The following is a 19,994-nucleotide window of genomic DNA, read 5'->3' as shown; positions in this document are numbered from 1 at the left end:
TATCAATACGAGCTTCTTCTCTTCTTTTATTTATTAACCCCTCCGTCTGTGTAAATGATCGCAGTTTGAAGAGCATAGGGGTGTAGCTTTACATTACAACCAACCTCACCTACCTACTTTTAACTCTTAAAGGCTATACAAAACCGCCCTTCATTTAAATAAAGGGCGGTTTTGTATACTTCTAACATAATTCTTAAACGGTTACTTTTCAGCAGCCTCTGAAGCCGCTATAACTAATTCAACTGTTTGATCTACTGTCGCCTGACGGAACTTTTGGAACTCATCAGTGATATAAACGGAAGGATCTTCAGGATAGTACTCCTGAGCGGCTACGTGAAGGTGTCCACCCGGAATATCATAAGCTCCTATCCCAATTCGCACGCGATTGGATCGGTACTGACTTTCATTCGATAAGTAGCTTCCGCCTCCTCCTTTACGAGCTTTTGATCCTTCAGTCGGACCCCCTTCATGGCACTCATACGGTTTATCACGATATTCTGGTGCGAGCCATTCGCATACTTCATCGCCTCTTTCTACCGGCCATGGTCCAGTATTGGCTGCAATCATTTCCTTGTAAGGAAGCGTTGTTTCAATAAATTCCGGCAGTTTTTCAGGCATCGGCCAATTGCTCACTGTCGGAATAACTTCTGAGCGATCTTCAAGAGTGTTTCCAACCCCTGTGCGCCATCTCCCGGCAAACCCTTCGATGGTCATAGCTTTTGGACCACCTTGACTGATTGTCATCATGAGATCCACCTGCTCTTTACTATTAACCAGGTAAGGTCCAAAAGTATCTTCAACGATTCCTTCATCAAAATCATCCCATCGTACCGGAAAATTCGCTGCTTGAATAAAAGCTGGACCTTCTTCCGTCAAAACGACTTTCCCATCCATCTGAAGCGCTGCAGCGCCAGAAGGGTTTGATCTCCTAAATTCCTGTTCTAAACGGTATGGATCAAATCCGCTTACTAAAATACGCTTAACTTTCTTCCCTTTTGGAAAATCAATAGAAGTAATTCCCCTTGACGTGTACTCTAGTTTCTTCATCAGTTCTTCTTGCTTTTTCTCCGTTACTGTATATGAAGGTTCCCATTGCCTGAGGGCAGCAGTCATATGTAATCGAGTCCAATAAAGCGGGCGATCATCATAACGATCTAGTTCCCCTAAATCATTTCGTTCTCCCTGAGCTCGAGCAACAGCCGTCTCCCACAGCTTCTCACCATGCTTTTCGATCACTTTCTCTGCTTTTTTTACACTTTTCGCTTTGCACAAATCCTCCTTAAATTCATCCGCAAAAACTGTAAACTCCGCCTTATCCATAATTTGCTGTGGGATTGGGGCACCGTCTTCCATTCGCTGCTCCTCTGGTGTTAGCGCCGCATCAGTGTTAAAGCAATCACCTTTGGCACTTCCAGTTAACGGTAAGAAACCGAAAGTTAATATCCCTACAATAAAAAGCGCAATTCCATATTTCCATTTCCTGGATTTCATATGTCTTTTTTCCTCCTCTTCTAGTTGAACTATCTTCTATTTTAGAGATATGAGGTTGTATTTTTCAAACTATTACAAGTATTCTGATCAAAAATGAATCATTCGAAGTGGATCATGTATGGATAACATACTTATGTTAAAGAAAACCGTGACGTTTTCTCTGCATCTTTCGACATATAGATAAGCTTACCTATCATTTAATGAACTGCATTTCTAGCCTTTTTCGATTTTTCCAGACTGAATTAATTTGTACTAAAAAGGAGCAAGCTCGCTGATGGAACTTGCCCTACGCCGTAATTTATTATTACTTAATTTATACACGTGTATTTTTTCACTTACCTGTAATTTCATAACAGAAGCCGCTATCCCGATGAGTCACATAATGATGCCAATATGGGCAAAAATAAATAGAAGGGTTCCCGTTGACCATATATGAACCTCATTTAGTTTTAAACGTTAATCTCACATAGCGACTACCAAGCGGTTGGTCCAAATAGAAGCCTGTCCCGTCTATTTATTCACTTGCGCCAGAAAGTTGAACAGTCTGCCTTATCATGAATATTGAATTCGATCATTTTTTTAAGTAATGAAAATTCAACTGAACTACCCCACGGAATACGCATTAGTTGTTTAGTGTGATCATAGCCAGCAAGTTTCATTTCTTCAGAAAAATGAACAATTCCAGTCTTTTCAGGGGCAACAGCCAAATGATGTTTTGCTACGCTAAAGGCAATAATAAATGTTCCGTGATCTGTAAACATTGGCTGATTCCAGGCAATTTTCGGCACCAGGTTTGGAAATTCATTTTGTACCCAGGTCAAAATTTGTTCCGTTCGCTCTCGGTGCTGCAGGTTCTCTATCTTTGCTAGATATTCTTCAAATACATCCATTTTTAGTCCTCCTATAAAACAAGCAATTGTAGTGATGTACCATATCTCACTGAGATAGTGCCATTACAACTCACTATTCATCACTACTATATCACCAATCATTTGTAGTTTACCCTCTTCAAAAATAATTCCATCGCCGTCATTAGCTGCATAAACAGTTGTTCCTGTTCTCTTAGCGTACTCCCAAACTTTACTCTTATAATCTGAACTCCAGCGATTGTAGTGAGGTAAAAACTCGAAATCGACAAGACCCATAGTTTGGTGCACCGCCTCGCTAGTTTTTTCTGTATACATCTGAAATAGCTTTGTAGATCTACCGAGTTGAACCGCTCCTCCGCTCACCCCAACAAGAATTCCTCCGCGATTATAGAAATCTAAAAGAACATGATCCATATGCCGATGATTGAGAGCCTTACTAAATTCTAGCGGATTACCTGCTGAGAGATGGATTATATCTGAACTCAATAATTCATCTATTTTCATAGGTTCAAATTCACTGTATAAATCGAAAAACATGATATTCTCGATTCCATAGTTTCGATAATAATTCACTTTAGCTCCAAAATAATGCTTTTCTTTATCCTCCGTTGAAGGTATGTAGCTAATCTTTTTGTTTCCACCACTAAACAGTAATCCATCTAATCTACGGTTGCCGGGTGTTTCATTTACTTGATCGCTATAAAAATACAACTTTCCCATTAATACACCTCATTCATACCCCTATACGCTATAGTCAATTTAAATTCTGTGCGTTTATTAACTCTCACGATATTCATTCCATTCTTTCGCGAGAAGACTGTACAGGATGGTGTCATGAAAGTGATCGTACAAATATTCAGCGTCTTTTATGATTCCATCGGGTTTAAAACCAAGACGTCTCGGAATTCCCTGACTTTTTTTATTCTCTATCCCGCACTGTATTTCAATTCGGTTCAATTTGTATACTTCAAATGCCTGGACAATTAGTTCATTAACGGCAGCTGTCATAATCCCCTTACCCTGGAACTTATCTGATAGCCAATAGCCAATACTCGTTTTCTTGTTAGACCAATCGATGCCATGGAATCCTACCACGCCTGCTAATCTTTCATTGTACACAATACCTGCTTGAAATCCATCATGTGAAGAAAACTGTTTTAGCCACATTTCAATCACTGGCATATAATCCTCTTTTTCTTTCATATTGTCCACCCAGGGAAGCCACTCCCTTAAATAATCTCTTGAATGGTCAACCAATTCAAATAGCTCTTGCGCATCTTCCATTTGAAGTAACTTTAAGGAGACCTCTTCATTCACTTTTAAACTAAACATACGATACCCCCACCTTTTCCTTATTCATAAATATATAGAAAGCTAATTAATACCAATTATTTCAAAAAATTTAGAATAATGCCATCTTTTATTCATTCTGTTTCTCAAAAATATTTCTATCTAGCAATCAGTTTGTTTACAATCACCGATAGGGTAGTAAATCTCTATAATTTTAGCGAACGTAAAAAAGGATGCTGAGCATGAATACAGCACCCTTTCATTAACAGCAACACCCACCGTCATCCCCGCAACACCGCTGACAAGCTGTTGTAATCACTGAATTACTAGTTGCTACTTTACCGCAGCTATACGTAAGAGTTGCTTCATTAATAATAAAGCACTTACTACCAACACGTATCTTATAGGTAATTACACGGGAATCTCCCGCCGGAATTGGATCTAATGGGAAGCCCACCGCCGGGTCAAAACCTGGTTGGGTAATGCCGTCTATCTTCACCGTATCTGGAATAAACTCTGAACCATCAGAAAGAAGATCCTCAAAAAAAGCATTGTCAGCTTCTACCACGCCATCGTTTGTTATTGTAACGGTGTATGTTAAAACGTCTCCAGCGTAGGAGATTGTTTTACTCACTTCTTTATCCAATTCTAAATCTGCTTCCCCAAAGTCAATCTGGACGCCTAGCGCATTCGGCATATAAAGATCACCTGTGGAACTAAATCGAAATAACGCAGAGGCCTGGTTGTTAGGTAAATAGTTGGTCGCATCCACATTACTGATGTCCCATCCCTGTCTTCCAGCAAATATGTTTGTACCTGGAGTACCTGGTATATGATTGCGGTCTCCATAAGAACCACTAATATCAATGTTTCCTGAATCGTCCGTTATCTGTGAACCAAAGAAATTTAATGCTGGATTACGTGGCCCTGACAGATTCGTTAGCGTAAATGCATCTACCCCAAATTCTGCCTGGTCCCCAGTAATATTCGCGTCACCCTCTTGTGCACTCAAGAGCACTCTTGCTTCTACGTCACCACTAGGTGGAGTTAAAAAACCCGCTATCGGGACGTCAATCGGGTTACCGTTACTTACTTGTCCATCTGCACCAACATAAAGGTTCATATTACGGTTATTCAAAGCTGTATTTGCATAGACAACTGCAAGAGTCCACCCCGCATGGTTAACAAACCCTGGAGCATCGACAATCGCTGGCACACTTCCTGCACTATAAGTTCCTGCTCCCGCAGACTGTACTAGGGTGGTCACATCTGCTGAACGCATATAAAAACCGTTAAATTCATTTGCTGTGATAGGATCAGGTGTAATCGGGGTATCACCGATAATCGGAGTAGAAAATAAAATATCATCATCTATTAACCCCGAAAGGTCTTCTCCACCACCTAAATACAGTCCTCCCCAAATCAATTCAGCATAGAGCACTGTACTTCCGACAGGTAAGACGAGAACAGCTTGAGATTCATTCTCAGTATAGATTGTCGTTGTGCCTGCTGATCCGACGATTGTTGGTGGTGGAAAGGCATCGACAGTTGAACCACTATCAAGCGTAATAAATGCACCGATTGTACCATCTGTTCCTGCGGTGTTTGGTATATTACTAATTCCACTAAGCCCGAGTGTATTTCCTGTAAATGTTATGGCACCACAGTTATTTGTTGCAAATCGATTTATAAAAGCCATAATCAGTTATCCTTTCTAACAATGTAGTAAACTCGAAGCATGAGAAGCTGAATTCTTCAACTTCTTCAAGTTACCATTTGTTTAATATTTCTTATCTATTGTATGCATCGCGTTAGGACAGGGTGTGCATGCTCGTCTAGTTCGACAATTCATTGTAAATTACACTTCCCTACGTCGATGCCTAAATCCGTCACTACTACATTATGTTATTGCTAGCTATCAGAGGTATTTCACTTTTCTTTAATTTCGATAGACGATCTCTATTGTAAATATAGACGCAGTTTTCTTAGCATCAACTAATCCTACGTTAATATATGAAGATCATGAACATGATGAAACGGCGAATGAGACGGCTTACTCTTATGAAAAAAGCAAAAAACACCTTTGAACTCGTTCATACGAATTCAAACAAGAGGCTGTTTCTCTTAAACTTTTTATGCTGTAACGAGACAAACAACTACTTAATACAGTGAGTTATATGAAGATGACGAGGTAGATGCAATAGTATAAAAGGAAGTTCAAGCCCTGTTAAACAGATTGATTCAAATCGAACGCATTTCTACAACGTTGTAGTTGACAATGTTAGCGTATATAGATCGAAAAAATTACACAGGTATGGCTAGTTGGTTACGAATTCAGTCAGACGAAGAACGTACCCATTTGCTTAAGCTTAGCAGGAAAAGATGGTGTAGTAGAATTAGGCGCTCTCCCTGAGCAATCGACCAATTTTTGAACTCCACTTCAAACGTTCCAACAAGTATTGGAGCACGAACAGAATATCACTAATTCCTACCATCAGGCCTATAACTTTATTAAAAAAATCAACCCGCAAACAGCAGTTATTGGACAGGAATTCTTACGAGAACAAATTGATGAAGAAGCACAAGCGCTTACGATCGTAGAGAGATTAAAGTTAGCAGGTGATAATACATCCGCTCTTCTCTTAATTGATCAAGAGCTTGCTCAAAAGCAAGCTGGATAATAATAAAGGCCCGCTAATCACAATGATCAACGGGCTTCCCTTTTCCATATGTAATGAAGCAACGATACAAACTTGCCGTTCAATAAGACTTCATCTTGATTCGTATAGGTATATGTAAAACCATTTTTCGCAAGTACTTTCTGTGAGGCGACATTATCTTGAGTTGTTCTAGCTATAATGCATTGAATGACTTCGAGATTGGTTGTCTTTTCTAATAAAAGCTTGATCGCTTTTGTCGCTATTCCATTGCCGGTATTATCTTCACCAATTCTATAACCAAGCTCGACGGTATTATTGGAGGGATTGAAATCTACTAAATTAATTCTTCCTAAGATCGTGCCATTTTCATCTTTTATAAGATAAAAGGTCGATAAACCCAGAGATTGTTCTGTTACTAATTGTACGAGCTTGTCGTTAAACGTCTCAAATTTATAATAATCCTCTCCACGATCTGGGACCATCTTATTGAAATAAATTCTGTTTGCGACTTCAAAGTGAAACAATGATTCCGCATCACTTTTTTGAAGTCTATGTATTTTAACTTCCATCATGTTCTCCCCCCGCTAAATCAATCATAGTAGAACTTTACCGATCATGAATCAATTCATGCAACGCCCAAAATTCCTACAAGGACTGAGCCAGTTTAATGTTTTTGGCCTAATGAAGAGTGCGTGACGGTAGATATAAAAAAGTATCGAAAGCATCATCGCCGCTAACAACGCAATCCGAACAACCATCGTTTACACTCTTTCAGTCAAAACAACAGATTAAGCCTTGTTTTCGGTTTTCAAGGAGTACTTAGTGAAATAAGCACCGAGTAAGAGAAAAACCATCATCGCAACCCAGTTAATCATTCCCATGAAATCAAACCAGTAAGCTAAAAGGTTCACGATCGCAATAAGAAAGAGAAACACTGGCGTTAAAGCACTCTTTATACCGGTCAAATCAGCCGCTTTTCTTTTACGAAAAACGATAAATGTAGCTACAATTAAGGCTATAACCGTGATAATTGTTAAGAGAACAGGTGTCATTTGTCCCCTCCTCCTTTTCAACGTGGTGACGCTTTACGTAATTTTGGTGTGAGCAGTTTCATAATAATAAATCCTTTTTATCCTTACCGTTGATTTTAACATATTATTCCACACTCAATTCCAACTACAAGTATAAAAGTTACGTATCTATTAAGTTTAAATCCCTTCTGTATTCATTAGTACAACTCTCCAGCCATCAGGATCTTCAATCGTTATCCCTTTCTCTTTCCAATACACATTTTCAGGTTCTACTTCCCTATGCCCCATTTCATTAAGTCTTTTTGCTACGCTCTTCAGCTCTTCTCCATTTGGAATATAGAAAACGATCAAGTTATCAGCAGTAGGAGCAGGGCAAGGGCTACCTTCTTCATGTGACGTGAACTCTAGCTGATAAGATAGATGAGGTAATCCATATACCACTCCCGTATATCCTGCATGTCCAGTAAATTCAGCCACTCGCTGCAAGCCTAATCCATGTTCATAAAACTGAATAATCTTATTCAATTGATCGGTCGGCCTAGCTATTCGAACTTGCACTGCGTTAAAATCTTGAAATTTCATCGTCGTTCCCTTCAATTCATGATCTCAATAATACTAATAGATATTTGTTATATACTAATATTTTAAAATTTCTTCAGCGTCATAGCAGTGGAATAATGAATGAACTTTTCTACAACTTTAGGATGAAATAAAAGAATTATTCATATAAAAAAGCTGAAGTACCTTAAAGTCAACTTCAGCTTTTATTAAAATTAAATCCGCATTAAACAATTGCAAAACCTTTTCTTATTCTTCAAGATGAATACTTCCCCATCAAGTAACGTTTTGAAAAATACAAGCCTCCAAAGTATAGTGCAAGAGCGATATAGGCCGGTAGCAAGTGAATAAACGTCGTATAGCCAATCATAATGTGTACATAAATTCCTGCTACAAATGCAGGCAATCCTCCTATAAGAAACATCCACCATAGCCAGGCATTCCCCGATTGGAAGCCCCAAAGAGCAGACATTAGCACTAACAATCCAACGCTAATCATCGCTCCTCCGAATCCAGCACGGTCATGGGCGATGACTGAGATCAATCGATCATTGAAGGACTGAATGAGATCCGCTGGCATGCAGATGTATTGTAAATCCGCTGGCACAAAAACCCCTGTCACACCAATTCCTGCAATAATCACTCCACCCAGAACAAATGAAAAGCCAAGCATAACAAAACAAAATTGCCCAATAACGCCTTTACGCCATGCCAGGTCATTCCGACGGTTGCGTGATTTTGGCGTTTTCTTAATGCCTTTCGTTTTCACGTATCCTCTAAAGTAAAAGGGTAATAACACAATCCAAAACAGCAAGTGTAACCAGTCGAAGTATCCATAGCCAATGAAAAGCAAGATGCCTAGAAAACCGATAATTGCCGCAATATCAATCGCCTGCTTCGCCCACAGCAAACCGTACTTAACTCCGTTATAAGACAACGTCATATAAACAATCCCACCAGAAATCATCGTTCCTGCTAACGTCATTCGGTCATGTGCCATAAACCATAAGAGTCGTTCATTAAAGAGAAACAGCTCCTCACGAGTTAGCTGCATAAACCTTTCATCATATGGTAAAACGATCGAAGTAAGACTTAACATTAAAGCAATCATGCCACCGATCATGATGAATAATCCAAACAAAAAGTAGTCTTTCCATCCACGACTTTCTTCTTGTAAAACGCTGTCGTTCATCGCTTCATAAATTCTCTTAGGCAACCCTGGCCCAGCTTCGACATATTCACCAGATAGGAACAACAAATCAGCACCGTGATTCACTAGCTGTAGAGCATCATCAGGTTCCTTCACTCCACCCACGGTCACCAATCGTAATGAAGGATATTCTTTTTGACAATAGGCAATCGCTTCCTTATGTATCGCAAGGTTTGCCAACGTATCCAAACCTTGCACTTCATCAATCACAACACCCGTTATATATGGAGAAATAGAATCCAAGTCAGCCTTTTCAATTTGATTACCTGGCACTCGAACATAAATGCTTTTCCATTCTCGAATGGACCTCAGCACTTCCATATGAGTAAAATCGATTTCGTTATAATCAATTTCATAAACACCGTTATAAGGTTTTAAAGCTCTAGCAATCTCAATTAACTCAACGTTTGTACCGCTTAACTGGAACATAGCGGGCTGAACCAACTTGGCTTGATCTAATCGTTGAATCGTCTTTGCAAGCCCCGCTCTCTCTCCGTGTTCAGAAAAAGCAATACTTCCATTCTGAAGCCTCGTTGGTTTCGTGTATTCTTCAAATGGCTCCTTCGTAATCGGACCAATTTCAATACAGCCAAACCCTAAATGACTAAATCCTTTTAAACCAGAGAGTCTGGGATCAATTTTGCCTGATAGCCCCACACAGCCTGGAAAAGTAATGTCTTCGATCTTAACCATCAGCTCATCCGCTACCTCTTCTCTTCCTAAAAAATGAATGAGATGCTGTCCACCTGGAAGTGAAGCGATACGATTCATGGATTGATGAATAAACTCTCTTGAAGCTTCGGGACTCCATTTTGATAGAAAAGGTTTAAACATGACGTGGTAGGACCAGTCCGGCATATAATCACCCCTTCTAGTTTACATAATTTAATTATAGTTTACTAATTTGCTAAATAAAGTGTGTGTTTCCATTAGTTTATATTTTTTATAATAAATCAGTCATTAACAGAATGAAAAGTATAACCGCTGTAACAATGTATGTATTGGCTATTTTTTTATTTTGTTCTTCTTCTCTTATTTTTTCGATTCCAAACAGCAGAAACATGACAAACAAAAATGAGATAAAGACTTGACTAGAAATCGCGTTAGGCAAAATAAAAAAATGAGTAAAAGCCATTCCTATTGCTACGAATGCCAACAATAAATTCACTTTTCGTAAATGAGTCAAAGAAATCACGCCTTTCTAATGCATCGTTCTTTAACTAAATAGCGGGACTGTTTTTCTTGTTTATTTGAAGGAACTAGGAATTTCTCTTTCCTTTTCGATTACCGTTAACAGAAATAGAAAAAAGACTGCGCGCATACACGCCACAATCAGATTTACTCAAGCTTCCACTTCTTCATAAGGTCATATTTTAACTCTTTCATCGTTTCTTCTCTTCTAGCAACTCGATAATTCTATCGAGCTTGTCCTCAACATTTTTCGTTCGCTTATGATTAACTTTTGAATTAATCAGCAGCCGTCTTATAAATAATACGAAAGATCCTACAGTAATGCCCATCAATATGATTGTCATCATAAAGATTAACAAGGAAGGTCCATTATCCAAACTACCACTACTCCATTCTTCAATATTCTTAGATGAAATACAATGTAATTTTACCTTATCTTCCATTTCTAATCTTTATCCTACTTGCCCAATACTTAAAGCTGTGCACTCATCAATTTCTTTAAGAGGAAGAGCTTTCACGCTCATTTAGGTACTTTTGATAAGCTTCTTTCACTTTATCTCTTTCTGGGGTAATCTTAGAAACTCTGTGATGGATGTCATGAAGGAGATACAGTCCACGGAAAAGGCAACCAGCAACGATGCCAAACGCTACAATTCCACCTACTAGTGGCCCAGTCATCATCAAAATGAACCCTAAAATAGAGGCTAAAAAGATCGATAATAGTAAATACAAAAAAACCCTCCAATAACTTTTTTCTAACCACTTTCATAATCCCATTCATTTACTATTAAACAATACCATATTTTTACCAACAAACTGCGTCCTTCAAGGATTTTCTTATCAAAATCGCATAAAAAAAGCGGTTCATCAATGTGCCCAAACCATTTTTGGACAATTTGATTGAACGGCTTTTTCAATATCTTCCATTATCCTTTTTTAACTAAGTAATGAAGCTGTGCAAACTGACCATACTGGCGCACATCGGTTAACTCCAGGTCATGCTTGATCTCACTGTGTTGAAATAGTGGAATTCCTTTTCCAATTAACGCTGGTGCAAGCGAGATAATGAATTCATCAATCAAATTCTTCTCAAGAAACTCATGAACCAATACACTGCCACCGATCAGCCAGACTGTCCCTCCACCCTGCTCATTTAATCTACTCAATAATGAAGAAGGGTCTTCCGATGTAAATGTAACATCGTCTGTGTTTTCTCGTGATTGAGTCGTATACACATAGGAAGCTTTTCCCTCATACGGGTTAACCCCGTTCTCTTGTTCCATTATCCAGTCATATGTACGTCGCCCCATGATGAGTGTGTCAACATCTTTCATGAACTCCCCATAACCCGCGTCACCTTCTGGATCAACTTTAAAAAGCCAGTCGAGTGAGTCATCTTCCGTTGCAACGTAGCCGTCAACGCTAGTTGCGATGTATACGGATACTTTCCGCTTTGGCATTGAATTCCCTCCTATATACTCATTGAAGTGATTTGTTGGAAGATCACTATATCAAATAATGAAAAGACGGCGAATCTCTCTTACTATCTCACATTTAACCTCTAATATGTTGCCTTACTTGAATCATTTCTATTACCCAAGGATAGGCTGCTCCTTATCACTTACAAGATCATTAATCATAAGTCTGTGCTCACTGAAGAGGTTTTCCGGAAGATCACCTAGTGAAAAGAATGCTGTCTCGAACGACTCTTCACTTCCTCGTAGCTTACCTTCAAAATCATGACAGCGGAATAGAATTTGAACCGGTGACACCTAATCGCCATTACCAAACGTTTTTTCTTTATCGGGGCCAGAATAGATCCCAAACAGCGACATGTCTTTCAGCACAAGACCCGCCTCTTCAAATACTTCTCGTCTTGCCGTTTCCTGAACCGATTCATTCAAATCCATAAACCCACCTGGCAGTCCCCATGACTCGCTATCAGTGCGAAGCTGTAACAGCAATCGATTCTCATCATCAAAAACCATCGCCCCCGCTACGACCATAATGACTTTCTCATGACCTACCATAGAACGTAGGTGCTGTATGTAGTCCATAACTAACCTCCATAGTTGTTTTATGATTATTCTACTGATCTTTTAACTAAGACGGAAAATAGTTATTCAAGTTTAGAATAAAAATGAGAACTAGAATTCCAAAACATATGAAAGGGATCGTCCAATTTACTTTTATGTATTTCATGAAAAAGCGATCCAATAAGAAAAACGAAAAAGCGATAGCCATGGCCCCAAGGCCAAAGAGTGCTCCAGCCCCGATATGAAAGAACGCTGATCCATACACCTCTCGTATTCTAGTTCGATCCGATAGAATCGAGGCTAAGACGTCACTTAACAACGAAGCCCAAATGCCATAAATGTAAATAGCTAAAAATATTTCAAAGAACAAATGGTTCATACCATGGAAATATGACATTTCCGGAAAAAATAGCATTGACGTAAGAAGTGACAATAACACAATATAAGCAACGCTTACCGCTAACTTTCTTTGATAGATGTTTTGTAGTGCGTGATGTTTTGACATGATTGAATCTCACTTTCATAACATAAGATATCTTTTCTCAATTTCAATGATATCCATACAGATGACGATTGTAAATGAATGAGAAGATTTCATGCAGCGCTCAATGAACCGCGAAAAAAAGATGCTAATCATCTTATGAAATGATTAGCATCCCTCTTGAACTAGCCACGCGATTATTTAGAAATCACGCTGGCCTTATATGATGGTTATTTGAATGACTTAACGCCTAAATAATGGTCTTGCCAAAAGTCGTAGCTAAGATCAGTGACTTCCACTCCGCCGCTACCTGCGTGGATAATTTGGTTGTCGCCGATATAGATTCCGCTATGTGAAGCTCCTTCTACATCATAAGTGCCTTCAAAAAAGACAACATCCCCGATCGCTGGAGACTCTACTTCTGTCCCGTCATATTTCCACATATCACGTTCCGTTCTTGATAAGTCGACTCCAGCTTCGTTAAACACATACTGGATGAACCCACTGCTGTCAAACCCGTCTGGAGTTGTGCCGCCCCATACATATGGTGTTCCAATTAAGCTTTCCGCAATGGAAACCACTTCGGATTCGGAAACGGACTCAGTAGGAGCGTCATCTGACGTTTCAGTCGCTTCGGATTCACTTGAGGATAGTGCACCCATAACCTCAGGTCCAGCTATACCGTCTACAGTAAGTCCCTCGTCTTTTTGAAATTCTTCAACAGCATCTTCTGTGATCTGACCAAAAATACCATCCAAGTTATATGAATAATAACCGAGAGATTCCAGTTCTGTTTGTAGTGCCGTAACAGCCTCGCCACGGTCCCCGCTCAGAACGTTAATTGATGATGAACTAACAGAATCGCTTTGCTTCACATCATTTGAGTCGACCTTAGCAAATACCCCTTCACTTAAGACCGGAGAAAAAACCATCGCGGCCACCAAAGTAGATGAAGCAATATATTTTCGTGCGGTTAATCTAGATTTGTTCATGTAAATTCCTCCTACCGATTCTAGCTGAAGTTTAGCAACTTGATAGATAAATAAAAATTTAAGATATGTAACTACTAGCAACCTATATGCCGTGTGATTGTCACACTTCTTCGAGCCGATTCACCTAGTCTAACAGAAAAGTTCGATCACGAGGTTTCACTGTGATTAAGCCTGGATGATAACTTTTACAAAAAGCATTTTCAGTGTTACTAGATGTGTCATCATTCAATTAAATGTGAGAACCATCACATTCTTCCCTACAATAATGAAATATAATAAAAGAGACAAATACCCCTATAGGTAATTAAAAAGGAGACGATCATATGAGTAAGAAAATTGTCATTGTTGGTGGCGTAGCTGGTGGCTCAACAGCGGCAGCTCGTTTAAGGAGATTAGATGAAACCGCAGAAATTGTTATGTTTGATAAAGGTGAGTATATTTCTTACGCCAACTGTGGGCTCCCTTACTATATAGGTGGAACGATTGAAGACCGCAAGAAACTACTCGTCCAAACACCAGAAGGCATGACAGCAAGGTATAACTTTGATATTCGTACCTTGAGCGAAGTCACACGAATTGATCGTGCAAAAAAATCCATCTCTGTGCACGATTTAAAATCCGGTCGAACTTTCGAGGAAACGTATGACCAACTGATTCTCTCAACAGGAGCGCGTCCGATTGTGCCACCGATCCCTGGGCTCAATGAAGCAAAGGCACTCTTTACGCTTCGCAATATTCCTGATACCGATCGGATCAAATCTTATGTTGATGAAGAGAAGCCATCACATGCTGTTGTTATAGGCGGTGGCTTTATCGGGGTTGAAATGGCTGAAAACTTGAGCGACCTTGGCATGAACGTCACGCTAATTGAAATGGCGAATCAAATTATGCCACCACTCGATTATGAAATGGCCGCAATCGTTCACCAGCACCTTAGGAATAAAGGCATTAACTTGATTTTAAATGACGGAGTAAAGGCGTTCGAAAGCAATGGAACGAAAGTGCTCAGCATAAGCGGAAAAGAAATCGCTACGGACCTGATCATTTTGTCAATCGGCGTCCGCCCAGAAAATCAACTAGCTGTCCATGCCGGTTTATCTGTAGGAAAACGAGGCGGGATTCAAGTAAACGAATACCTCCAAACGAGTGATCCTTCCATCTATGCAATTGGTGATGCCATTGAAGTAAAGTGTTACATTAATAAGGAACCAACCATGATTCCTTTAGCATGGCCAGCAAACAGACAGGGAAGACTCGTAGCTGATAACATTTACGGCAAAAAAACACCTTATAAAGGGACACTCGGAACATCCATTGCCAAAGTGTTTGACTACACCGTTGCTACGACAGGTAATAATGAGAAAACCTTAAAAAGCCTTGGTATTGCTTATGAAGTTGTGCACGTTCATCCAGGTTCACACGCCGGATATTATCCAAACGCCTCCCCCATTGCCTTGAAGCTCATTTTCGATAAAGAAACAGGAAAGATCTTCGGTGCCCAAGCAGTCGGTAAGGATGGCGTGGATAAGCGAATCGATGTCATCGCAACCGCGATTAAAGGAGCCTTAACCGTTCTCGACCTCCCTGACTTAGAACTCGCCTACGCCCCTCCTTACTCTTCAGCGAAAGATCCGGTGAATATGGCGGGATATGTAGCAAGTAACATCGTTGAAGGTATGATTGAAACCGTTCAGTGGCATGAGATTGATACGATCGTGGAAAACGGCGGTACACTTATTGACGTACGAACTCCATCAGAATTCAAGAATGGATTTATTAAAGGAGCTATTAATCTTCCAGTGGATGAATTACGGAGTAAGCTTCATGAACTGCCGCAGGATGAAGCGATTTATGTGCATTGTCAGGTTGGGTTACGGGGATATATTGCGACACGTATTCTTCTGGAGAATGGGTTTGAAGCGGTTAATCTTGATGGTGGGTATCGGACTTATGAGCTAGTTAGAGAAAAACAATTGCACAGGAATTATTTGGAATGAATTTCAAATAATCTACTATTTTCATAACGTCAATAGTAGGATCGTCCAATGATTTAATCTCGTAAAACTATCTGAAATAATACATTGAAAATAAAAAGCGGCATACCCTAATCAATTCAAAAAGGTACGTCGCTTCCATTTATATCTAATCCTTAAACATATTTAAAACCGATAGATTTCTTAAGAAGCGAATGAATCATTCCTTACTTTCTACCAATCAAAATTTTTTTCATATCCTAAATCGATGAGAAGCTGTCCAGCTCTCTCTTTAAATGCTTTTTTACATGGTCCATTAAACTCTGTCAACCATCCCCCTGATTGCCCTTTTCTAAAAGTAGGAGAAGTTTTAGTGTTTATATTATTGATCATTTGTTTTATCATCGTTTCTTTATTTATTGGAGTCACTCCATCCCCCCAAAGAAAAGTAATGATTTTTTCCAAGGTTTCAACGCATGCTGAATTTGATATATGAAGATCTTCATATTTTACAGTGAGCACATTTTCCTGCTCCATCCATGGTTGAAAACTTCTAAACCAAGTGTCTATAGAAGGATAAACTAAATTTCGATCGGTATCATTGATTCCCTCAATTAATGTAAGGCAACGATCTTTCATGGATATTTCATTTTCTTGGAAGTATTGATAAAGGGCATGGTTTGGTAATTTATCAATAAAATAACCATACGATACGACCACGTCTCTCAAATCCCTAACTAAAAAAATTTGCTTAAGATCATTTCTATCAAATATTTCTTTCCAAGAGGGCAAAAAGTAAAAATGCCCATGGATGAATTGATTGTCATTCATATGATTTAATCGATCAATATCTTCACTTTTGTTAAAATTGGGGGCACCGTATAAAACATGCTTAGGGTTATTTGTTATCACATTGGGATTCATTCCAAGTAATAATTGTTTCAATAAATGGGTGCCGCTTTTAGGAACGGTATTCAATATAAAAGGTTGCAAATCTTTCTTCAATTCCTCTTCTCTCCTTTTCAATTCAAAACTTACATTATATTTCCCATTAAAGTGTTAGAAGGATTTTGGTTACATCCCACACATCATTATTTGCTTTCATTTACAATCAGCTCAATTATTAACTAAATCCCTCTATTTTGAGTCATTATATACTTTATTTCGAATTGCATTGTTTGCTTGTTTAGAAGCCTACCCATTCCTAATTTGTACATTTCATTACCAACATAAGTAGAAACCTTCTCCATGAATATACACACCAAAAACCCCCTCAACACAACCGTGTTAAGGGGGTTCTCTCACTCTATCTTTTAGTAAGTCGTCATATACTGTTCGCGTTCCCAAGGGTGTACTTGCGTACGGAACATATCCCATTCGATCTCTTTTGCTTCGATGAAGTGCTCGGCTGCGTGCTCGCCTAGTGCTTTCATCATCACTTCGTCTTTCTTAAGAAGTTCAAGCGCATCGTGTAGTGTTGCTGGAAGGTCTGTGATGCCTTCTTCAACGCGTTCTTGCTTATCCATCACGTAGATGTTGCGCTCTGTTGGAGCTGGTGGCGTCATTTTGTTCTTGATGCCGTCAAGTCCAGCTGCAAGTAGTGCTGCCATTGCAAGGTACGGGTTCGCAGATGGATCTACGCTACGTACTTCGATACGTGTGCTGATTCCGCGGGAAGCAGGAACACGGATAAGCGGGCTACGGTTACGAAGAGACCATGCTACGTAGCAAGGAGCTTCGTATCCAGGAACTAGACGCTTGTAAGAGTTGATCGTCGGGTTCGTGATTGCTGTGAACGCTTCAGCGTGCTTCATAGTTCCAGCGATAAATTGACGTGCTGTTTCGCTTAGGCCAAGCTCATCTTTCGGCTCGTAGAATGCATTTACTCCGTCTTTAAAGAGGGACATGTTGGCATGCATACCCGATCCGTTAACACCGAATAGTGGCTTCGGCATGAACGTTGCGTGAAGGCCGTGCTGACGAGCGATCGTTTTAACCGCTAGCTTGAACGTCTGGATGTTGTCACACGTTGTTAGTGCATCTGCGTATTTAAAATCAATTTCGTGCTGTCCAGGAGCTACTTCATGGTGAGATGCTTCAATTTCAAAGCCCATGTCTTCAAGCTCAAGAACGATATCACGACGGCAGTTTTCACCAAGGTCTGTTGGCGCAAGGTCGAAGTATCCGCCTTTGTCGTTTAGTTCAAGCGTTGGTTCACCGTTTTCGTCCATTTTGAATAGGAAGAATTCTGGCTCTGGTCCAATGTTGAAGTCAGAGAAACCAAGCTCTTCCATTTCTTTTAGAACGCGTTTTAGAACTGAACGAGGATCCCCTTCGAATGGCGTACCATCCGGGCTGTAGATGTCACAAATAAGACGAGCTACTCTTCCTTTTTCAGATGACCATGGGAAGACTACCCATGAATCTAGATCCGGGTAAAGATACATATCAGACTCTTCAATACGTACAAAGCCTTCGATTGAAGAACCGTCAAACATCATTTTATTATCAAGAGCTTTCTCAAGCTGATCAACCGGAATTTCAACGTTCTTAATAATTCCTAGTAGGTCAGTAAACTGCAAGCGAATGAACTTAACGTTCTCGTCCTGCGCCATTTTCTTAATATCGTCTGCTGTAAATTTGTTCGACATGTAAAATGAATCCTCCTTAAGAAATAAAAAGATTTTAGTGAATCCGCTAGAATACCTGTACGAGTTTATGTGTGCTTTCATTATGCTCGACTCGTCAAATGAGTACATTTCGAAGCAATCCAAAAATTCAGAATCGCATTAACATTCGAAATTGCCACTCCCTTCTTCACTTACACTCATCATACACGAACATTCACGTTATCGTGTTAAAGTGCGTGAGGTAATCTCACATGCTTTTTAGAACAAAAAAAGGCAGGGAATAAATCCCTACCTAAATACCCTATGAGACAGTAATCAAACCTTTATTCAATAAATCATCTACGGCACGAAGCACGCTAATTTTCACATGTTCAAAGGTGAGCCCACCTTGAACGTACGCAACGTACGGAGCTCTGAGTGGTCCGTCAGCTGACAATTCAAGACTAGCCCCTTGAATAAACGTACCCGCTGCCATAATCACGTCATCCTCATATCCTGGCATATAAGCGGGTTCCGGACGAACGTGCGCATTCACCGGAGAAGCCGCCTGAATCGCCTGACAGAATGCGATCATTCGCTCTCTATCATCAAACTGAACCGATTGAATGAGGTCCGTTCGTTTGCTGTTCCAGTGTGGCGTTGTATTAAATCCAGCTTCTTCAAGTAGGGCTGAGCTATACACAGCCCCTTTTACCGCTTGTCCAACCGTGTGCGGAGCAAGGAAAATCCCCTGGTACATTTCTTGAAGAGAATAAAGCGAAGCGCCAACTTCTCTCCCGATCCCAGGGGACGTTAAGCGATAGCCGCACAGCTCAATCAAGTCTTCTCTCCCTACAAGGTAACCACCGGTTTTGACGATACCTGCGCCAGGGTTTTTAATTAATGATCCTGCAATGAGATCTGCCCCAATGTGACAAGGCTCCTGCTCTTCCACGAACTCGCCGTAGCAGTTATCAACGAAAACGATGACGTCTTCCTTGATTGATTTTACAAAATCAATCATCTCTTCGATTTCAGAGATCGTAAACGATGGTCGGTTCGCATAGCCTTTCGAGCGCTGAATGCCAATCATTTTTGTTTGGGCTGTGATCGCATTTCGAACAGCTTCAAAATCCACTGCTTCATCCAATAATGGAATCGCTTGATAGCCAATGTGAAAGTCTTTCAATGAACCATTACCTTCTCCACGTGTGCCAACGATTTCTTCTAACGTATCGTACGGTGCACCTGTTATATAGAGAAGCTCATCGTTTGGTCGCAGTATGCCAAATAAGGCAGTTGAAATCGCATGCGTACCAGAGACGATTTGCGGGCGAACGAGCCCCGCTTCTCCTCCGAAAACATCGGCATAAAGCTTTTCAAGCGTATCTCTACCATCATCGTCATAGCCGTAGCCTGTAGATGGAGTAAAATGAAAGTCGCTAATACGATTTTTGTGAAAGGCCTCGAGAACGCGGTATTGGTTCGCTTCAACGCGCTCATCGATTTCTTTTAATGCTGGCTGGATTTTCTCTTCCGCTTTCTGCGATAGCGATTTTAGTTCTTCTTGATGTGTAAAATTCATAAACATAGTCTTCTACTC

Annotated in this window: 20 protein-coding genes; 2 read left to right on the top strand and 18 right to left on the bottom strand. The window is 40.0% G+C overall.

Features of this window, described 5'->3' with window-relative positions:
• Positions 1 to 201: 201 nt before the first annotated feature.
• The 5 genes from AC0VYH_RS10470 to AC0VYH_RS10450 form a co-directional block, all read right to left on the bottom strand.
• On the bottom strand, positions 202 to 1,491 hold the full coding sequence (locus AC0VYH_RS10470) for a hypothetical protein (RefSeq protein WP_475373738.1): 1,290 nt from the start codon (positions 1,489 to 1,491) through the stop codon (positions 202 to 204).
• A 518-nt stretch (positions 1,492 to 2,009) separates the two neighbouring features.
• Positions 2,010 to 2,381, bottom strand: coding sequence for an iron chaperone (locus AC0VYH_RS10465; protein ID WP_475373737.1), 372 nt, complete (start codon positions 2,379 to 2,381; stop codon positions 2,010 to 2,012).
• A gap of 63 nt (positions 2,382 to 2,444) precedes the next feature.
• Positions 2,445 to 3,080, bottom strand: a complete 636-nt coding sequence (locus tag AC0VYH_RS10460) for a Type 1 glutamine amidotransferase-like domain-containing protein (protein WP_475367312.1) — start codon at positions 3,078 to 3,080, stop codon at positions 2,445 to 2,447.
• A 57-nt stretch (positions 3,081 to 3,137) separates the two neighbouring features.
• On the bottom strand, positions 3,138 to 3,692 hold the full coding sequence (locus AC0VYH_RS10455) for a GNAT family N-acetyltransferase (protein WP_430242527.1): 555 nt from the start codon (positions 3,690 to 3,692) through the stop codon (positions 3,138 to 3,140).
• A 220-nt stretch (positions 3,693 to 3,912) separates the two neighbouring features.
• Complete coding sequence (locus AC0VYH_RS10450) at positions 3,913 to 5,349, bottom strand: DUF11 domain-containing protein (RefSeq protein ID WP_475368945.1); 1,437 nt, start codon at positions 5,347 to 5,349, stop codon at positions 3,913 to 3,915.
• Between the two features lie 760 nt (positions 5,350 to 6,109).
• Between AC0VYH_RS10450 and AC0VYH_RS10445 the strand changes: the two genes are divergently transcribed.
• The gene (locus AC0VYH_RS10445; protein ID WP_475373736.1) at positions 6,110 to 6,331 is read left to right on the top strand and encodes a hypothetical protein; all 222 of its coding nucleotides are present in this window, start codon (positions 6,110 to 6,112) and stop codon (positions 6,329 to 6,331) included.
• A 26-nt stretch (positions 6,332 to 6,357) separates the two neighbouring features.
• Here AC0VYH_RS10445 and AC0VYH_RS10440 read toward each other — a convergent pair whose 3' ends face one another.
• The 10 genes from AC0VYH_RS10440 to AC0VYH_RS10395 form a co-directional block, all read right to left on the bottom strand.
• Positions 6,358 to 6,879, bottom strand: a complete 522-nt coding sequence (locus AC0VYH_RS10440) for a GNAT family N-acetyltransferase (RefSeq protein ID WP_475373735.1) — start codon at positions 6,877 to 6,879, stop codon at positions 6,358 to 6,360.
• Positions 6,880 to 7,098: 219 nt separating this feature from the next.
• Entirely contained in the window at positions 7,099 to 7,362 is a 264-nt protein-coding gene (locus AC0VYH_RS10435; protein ID WP_475367309.1) for a hypothetical protein, read from the bottom strand.
• A gap of 156 nt (positions 7,363 to 7,518) precedes the next feature.
• Positions 7,519 to 7,923 carry a VOC family protein gene (locus AC0VYH_RS10430; protein ID WP_475367308.1) on the bottom strand — a complete coding sequence of 135 codons (405 nt, stop codon included), beginning with the start codon at positions 7,921 to 7,923 and terminating at the stop codon, positions 7,519 to 7,521.
• Positions 7,924 to 8,155: 232 nt separating this feature from the next.
• Positions 8,156 to 9,967, bottom strand: a complete 1,812-nt coding sequence (locus AC0VYH_RS10425; protein WP_475373734.1) for a beta/alpha barrel domain-containing protein — start codon at positions 9,965 to 9,967, stop codon at positions 8,156 to 8,158.
• Positions 9,968 to 10,491: 524 nt separating this feature from the next.
• Complete coding sequence (locus AC0VYH_RS10420; protein ID WP_430242539.1) at positions 10,492 to 10,743, bottom strand: DUF4083 domain-containing protein; 252 nt, start codon at positions 10,741 to 10,743, stop codon at positions 10,492 to 10,494.
• Positions 10,744 to 10,798: 55 nt separating this feature from the next.
• The gene (locus AC0VYH_RS10415) at positions 10,799 to 11,032 is read right to left on the bottom strand and encodes a hypothetical protein (protein ID WP_303531359.1); all 234 of its coding nucleotides are present in this window, start codon (positions 11,030 to 11,032) and stop codon (positions 10,799 to 10,801) included.
• A gap of 194 nt (positions 11,033 to 11,226) precedes the next feature.
• Entirely contained in the window at positions 11,227 to 11,760 is a 534-nt protein-coding gene (locus AC0VYH_RS10410; RefSeq protein WP_475367306.1) for a dihydrofolate reductase family protein, read from the bottom strand.
• Positions 11,761 to 12,072: 312 nt separating this feature from the next.
• A complete protein-coding gene (locus tag AC0VYH_RS10405; RefSeq protein WP_475367304.1) occupies positions 12,073 to 12,357 on the bottom strand; it encodes an NUDIX domain-containing protein in 285 nt (94 codons plus the stop codon).
• Between the two features lie 46 nt (positions 12,358 to 12,403).
• Positions 12,404 to 12,841, bottom strand: a complete 438-nt coding sequence (locus tag AC0VYH_RS10400) for a hypothetical protein (protein WP_475367303.1) — start codon at positions 12,839 to 12,841, stop codon at positions 12,404 to 12,406.
• A gap of 206 nt (positions 12,842 to 13,047) precedes the next feature.
• Entirely contained in the window at positions 13,048 to 13,809 is a 762-nt protein-coding gene (locus tag AC0VYH_RS10395) for a C40 family peptidase (RefSeq protein ID WP_475367302.1), read from the bottom strand.
• Between the two features lie 323 nt (positions 13,810 to 14,132).
• Here AC0VYH_RS10395 and AC0VYH_RS10390 point away from each other — a divergent pair, with 323 nt between their 5' ends.
• Complete coding sequence (locus AC0VYH_RS10390; protein WP_475373733.1) at positions 14,133 to 15,806, top strand: CoA-disulfide reductase; 1,674 nt, start codon at positions 14,133 to 14,135, stop codon at positions 15,804 to 15,806.
• Between the two features lie 210 nt (positions 15,807 to 16,016).
• On the opposite strand, the gene AC0VYH_RS10385 is transcribed toward AC0VYH_RS10390, so the two are convergent.
• The 3 genes from AC0VYH_RS10385 to AC0VYH_RS10375 form a co-directional block, all read right to left on the bottom strand.
• Positions 16,017 to 16,787, bottom strand: coding sequence for a sulfotransferase domain-containing protein (locus AC0VYH_RS10385; RefSeq protein ID WP_475373732.1), 771 nt, complete (start codon positions 16,785 to 16,787; stop codon positions 16,017 to 16,019).
• Between the two features lie 308 nt (positions 16,788 to 17,095).
• Positions 17,096 to 18,433: a type I glutamate--ammonia ligase gene (gene glnA, locus AC0VYH_RS10380; RefSeq protein ID WP_194221477.1), complete on the bottom strand. Its 1,338-nt coding sequence runs from the start codon at positions 18,431 to 18,433 to the stop codon at positions 17,096 to 17,098.
• Positions 18,434 to 18,713: 280 nt separating this feature from the next.
• Positions 18,714 to 19,982: a methionine gamma-lyase family protein gene (locus AC0VYH_RS10375; RefSeq protein ID WP_475367299.1), complete on the bottom strand. Its 1,269-nt coding sequence runs from the start codon at positions 19,980 to 19,982 to the stop codon at positions 18,714 to 18,716.
• Between the last annotated feature and the right edge of the window lie 12 nt (positions 19,983 to 19,994).

It is taken from the genome of Anaerobacillus sp. QJM3NY_32 (assembly GCF_056173645.1).
This window is presented reverse-complemented; position numbering and strand designations above follow the sequence as displayed.

Coding starts and splice junctions, on each gene's coding strand:
- AC0VYH_RS10375 (WP_475367299.1), bottom strand. CDS start 19,982: ATGTTTATGAATTTTACACATCAAGAAGAACTAAAATCGCTATCGCAG.
- AC0VYH_RS10425 (WP_475373734.1), bottom strand. CDS start 9,967: ATGCCGGACTGGTCCTACCACGTCATGTTTAAACCTTTTCTATCAAAA.
- AC0VYH_RS10405 (WP_475367304.1), bottom strand. CDS start 12,357: ATGGACTACATACAGCACCTACGTTCTATGGTAGGTCATGAGAAAGTC.
- AC0VYH_RS10455 (WP_430242527.1), bottom strand. CDS start 3,692: ATGTTTAGTTTAAAAGTGAATGAAGAGGTCTCCTTAAAGTTACTTCAA.
- AC0VYH_RS10470 (WP_475373738.1), bottom strand. CDS start 1,491: ATGAAATCCAGGAAATGGAAATATGGAATTGCGCTTTTTATTGTAGGG.
- glnA (WP_194221477.1), bottom strand. CDS start 18,433: ATGTCGAACAAATTTACAGCAGACGATATTAAGAAAATGGCGCAGGAC.
- AC0VYH_RS10440 (WP_475373735.1), bottom strand. CDS start 6,879: ATGGAAGTTAAAATACATAGACTTCAAAAAAGTGATGCGGAATCATTG.
- AC0VYH_RS10435 (WP_475367309.1), bottom strand. CDS start 7,362: ATGACACCTGTTCTCTTAACAATTATCACGGTTATAGCCTTAATTGTA.
- AC0VYH_RS10400 (WP_475367303.1), bottom strand. CDS start 12,841: ATGTCAAAACATCACGCACTACAAAACATCTATCAAAGAAAGTTAGCG.
- AC0VYH_RS10410 (WP_475367306.1), bottom strand. CDS start 11,760: ATGCCAAAGCGGAAAGTATCCGTATACATCGCAACTAGCGTTGACGGC.
- AC0VYH_RS10430 (WP_475367308.1), bottom strand. CDS start 7,923: ATGAAATTTCAAGATTTTAACGCAGTGCAAGTTCGAATAGCTAGGCCG.
- AC0VYH_RS10420 (WP_430242539.1), bottom strand. CDS start 10,743: ATGGAAGATAAGGTAAAATTACATTGTATTTCATCTAAGAATATTGAA.
- AC0VYH_RS10450 (WP_475368945.1), bottom strand. CDS start 5,349: ATGGCTTTTATAAATCGATTTGCAACAAATAACTGTGGTGCCATAACA.
- AC0VYH_RS10465 (WP_475373737.1), bottom strand. CDS start 2,381: ATGGATGTATTTGAAGAATATCTAGCAAAGATAGAGAACCTGCAGCAC.
- AC0VYH_RS10395 (WP_475367302.1), bottom strand. CDS start 13,809: ATGAACAAATCTAGATTAACCGCACGAAAATATATTGCTTCATCTACT.
- AC0VYH_RS10460 (WP_475367312.1), bottom strand. CDS start 3,080: ATGGGAAAGTTGTATTTTTATAGCGATCAAGTAAATGAAACACCCGGC.
- AC0VYH_RS10390 (WP_475373733.1), top strand. CDS start 14,133: ATGAGTAAGAAAATTGTCATTGTTGGTGGCGTAGCTGGTGGCTCAACA.